The sequence below is a fragment of the Rummeliibacillus suwonensis genome, assembly GCF_007896435.1.
GTDB lineage: Bacteria > Bacillota > Bacilli > Bacillales_A > Planococcaceae > Rummeliibacillus > Rummeliibacillus suwonensis.
Genome location: NZ_VCBL01000010.1, coordinates 1 through 3,214 on the forward strand (window position 1 = coordinate 1; position 3,214 = coordinate 3,214).

At 33.5% G+C, this 3,214-nt stretch carries 3 protein-coding genes and 1 rRNA gene; 1 reads left to right on the top strand and 3 read right to left on the bottom strand.

The window, feature by feature from the left end:
* Positions 1 to 188: hypothetical protein (locus FEU33_RS18975; protein ID WP_186731491.1), on the top strand; the 188-nt coding region annotated here is incomplete at its 5' end.
* 201 nt (positions 189 to 389) lie between these two features.
* Here FEU33_RS18975 and FEU33_RS18515 read toward each other — a convergent pair.
* The 3 genes from FEU33_RS18515 to rrf all read right to left on the bottom strand — a co-directional run.
* Entirely contained in the window at positions 390 to 1,745 is a 1,356-nt protein-coding gene (locus FEU33_RS18515; protein ID WP_146550953.1) for an MATE family efflux transporter, read from the bottom strand.
* Between the two features lie 340 nt (positions 1,746 to 2,085).
* Positions 2,086 to 2,694 (bottom strand): DedA family protein, encoded by a 609-nt coding sequence (locus tag FEU33_RS18520; protein ID WP_146550954.1) that lies wholly within the window; start codon positions 2,692 to 2,694, stop codon positions 2,086 to 2,088.
* A gap of 428 nt (positions 2,695 to 3,122) precedes the next feature.
* Positions 3,123 to 3,214 (bottom strand): 5S ribosomal RNA (rrf, locus tag FEU33_RS18525); the annotation flags it as partial.

Sequence of the window (3,214 nt, forward strand, 5' to 3'; positions counted from 1 at the left end):
TTCCTGCGGGCGAATGCTGGGGGCAACAGGATGTTGGTCACGGAATCGTTGCCACAGGACGTGGCGTTCTTAGATTCCGTTCCTTCAATCGCTCCGTGCAGGGTCTCATCTGTTCGCTTTTCCCGCGGGACATTGAATTGGCTTCAACGAATCGACACCGCACGAAGGAAATGCGTATGCATTTTTGAGGACTCGAGCAAACCTCAGCTCCAATCTACATAAATGGAGCTGAAAATATATGTTTTTTAAAGATTATGTCAAACATATTTCCTGATTTCTTCCTAATCAACACGTCTGTTATTTTTATTTTAAATTGCAGTTTAACGTTCGTAAACCACGCAGTTCTGTGCATAATTCATGTCTTAATTATTACCATAATGCAGCCCCCATTAAACTGATCCATTAGATACCTGAGCATCATTAAATTCTTTCTGAATCATTCTTAAAATAAAAAATACCATTATAGACCCTACGATATTCATCATAGAAATCGTCCAGTACAAACATTCTACTTGAGCATATCGAACAGTCAGATACCAGCCAATACCAATAATAGCGGCGAAATAGATCACATTTAATATTAGCGCTAAATAACCTTTATTCATTTGCTCTAGCGCTGTAAGAGTCATCAAGACTACACCAAAGAATAAATAAGTGGGTGCTACGATTTTTAGAAATAGTACTGCTTGTTGAATAGCAGCATCTTCAATAAGCATTAGCCGAACAATGTTCCCTTTAAATATAAAAATCAATACAGACATCATTATGTAAAAAATGAAGGTGAATAAAGTACCCTTTTTCATAACTTCATAGACTCTTGGGCGATGTACTTCCCCTGCACCTATATGATTGTTAATGATTATGCCTAAGGCACTTCCAATTGCGATAGCAGGAATAATAGCAAATGTTTGAATATAATAACCTACACTAAAGCCTGATAAAGTGGAATGGCCAAAAGGCTCGATTATTTTATTGTAAAAGAAATTACTAATAAAAATAATAATATAAGAAATAAAAATCGGTATACCTACTACTTTAAGGAAAAAAATCCCTTTATGATATAGTTTAAAATATTGCTTTTTTATTTTTAATAAATCTAATTTCTTCAATACTATCATTGAAACAAGGCATAATATGAAAGAACTGATCGCATTCGCATAAACAAGTGAAAATATCCCTTTATGCCAATGGAAGGAATACATATAGACAAGTATTATATTCAACGATGCATAACCAATACTGAGTATCATAGAAAGGCCCAACTTGCCGATTCCTCGCAAGCTTGAAGTCAATACCATGGCAATGATCCCTAGAATATTCACTAAAAATATTAGATTTAAGAAATCTATAAACTTAGTAGCTACATCATTTGGCACATTATAATATGTCGCTATATAAGGGGATAAAAAATGAATGATCATCCAAACTGCTATGGATATAACACTACTAAGTAAAACAAAAGTGAAGATATTATTTTTTATTCCCTCCTTGTCCCCTTCTCCATTTAATCGAGCAATCGAAACCTGATTACTTATTTGGAAAGCTTCCACTAATGCAATCGACAAGAACGCAAATGGTGTATACAGTGATCTAACGTAAATTTCTTCAGTTCCTAAATTCCCCATAAAAGCAACGTTCGCTAACTGAACAATTGATGTAACGATTGATGCTAGTATAAGTGGTAGACTCACCTTTACTATTAAACGATAAATATTTCCATGGAGAAAATCGATATCTTTTGTCATTTTTTCACCTCCAAAAGTTGCAATTCAAAATGTACAGATCCCTGATTTTATATTAGGAATTTGTAACGCTTGAAACTCTTCATAGAATGTTTAAAAGAAACTACTTCAATCCTTTTATTAATTATGGCCATGCCCAAAAAATTTCTATGTTTTTTTGTTTGTTGTGGATTAAATAGTTCAAACAATTTTATCCATTAAAACCAATTATCTTAGCATTTATAAATAAACAAAATTCATCTCAAGATTTTAAAAACAGATATTTTTAAAATTACCCTACACTTCTTGCAAATAAAAAACTGTAGTTATACTCTAAAATAAGTATCTACAGTGAATGCACCACCTATTGTTTTTTTCGACTTTTAATAAACCAAACTATAAACAGCATAAAGAACACCGCCAAAAGAATAACAACTATATGTGAATAAGCTTCTATATATCCCGCAATCGTATCCCATGACGAACCTAGCGCAGCTCCCAGATTGACTAAAACACTATTCCAAATCAAAGAACCAATCGTCGTAAAAAACAAAAATATACTAAAATTCATACGAGCCATACCAGCTGGAATCGAGATCAAACTTCTTACTAGCGGAACAAGCCGACCTATTAATACCGCCCAGACACCAATTCTACGAAACCAAGCATCTGCCTTCTGAATATCTTTTTTTGTTAATCGTAAAAGATGCCCCCAACGTTCAACAATTTTTTCTAATCTTTCTACATCTAGAATACGACCAATCCCATAAAGGATAATGGCCCCAACTACTGATCCAAGGGTAGAAAAAATAATAACACCCAGCACTGTTACATCAGATGTAGTGGTCAAAAAACCACTAAACGTCAAAATCACTTCAGAAGGAATAGGAGGAAAAATATTCTCCAAAGCTATTAGAAAAAGTATGCCAATATATCCATAAGAATTCATTATTTCTATAATCCAATTTTCCAATTTGGCTCTCCTTACAGTATCTTTTTAGTTTATAAAAGCTCGAGATTCCTACATCTTGATTTAAAAATTGCTTATTAAATAATTCCCAAAATTAGAATTCTCTATATAAATAATACAATAATAAATGAAATAGAACCATTATTATCAATAACATTCCTATTCTAAAGATAATTGTTACTAGTGATTTCAATGTTTTTCTAAAAATATATTCTAATTCATACAATATGAGATGAATGAATAGGGGGCCTGCATTCTCTCATTCCATCTATACAATTCTGTATGTTTTAGTATGCTGAATGCATTTAACCCTTTAAATGCTGCTTAACTGTAGTCAACTTTCGAATACCAAAATACCTTTCCATAGAAAAGAAAAAGATACAGCTCCATATAAAAAGCACAACTGAATATATCAGTTGTGCTTTATGTGTGCCTAGCAACGTCCTACTCTCGCAGGGGGACAGCCCCCAACTACCATTGGCGCTCAAGAGCTTAACTTCTGTGTTCGGCATGGGAACAGGTG

Coding starts and splice junctions, on each gene's coding strand:
- FEU33_RS18515 (WP_146550953.1), bottom strand. CDS start 1,745: ATGACAAAAGATATCGATTTTCTCCATGGAAATATTTATCGTTTAATA.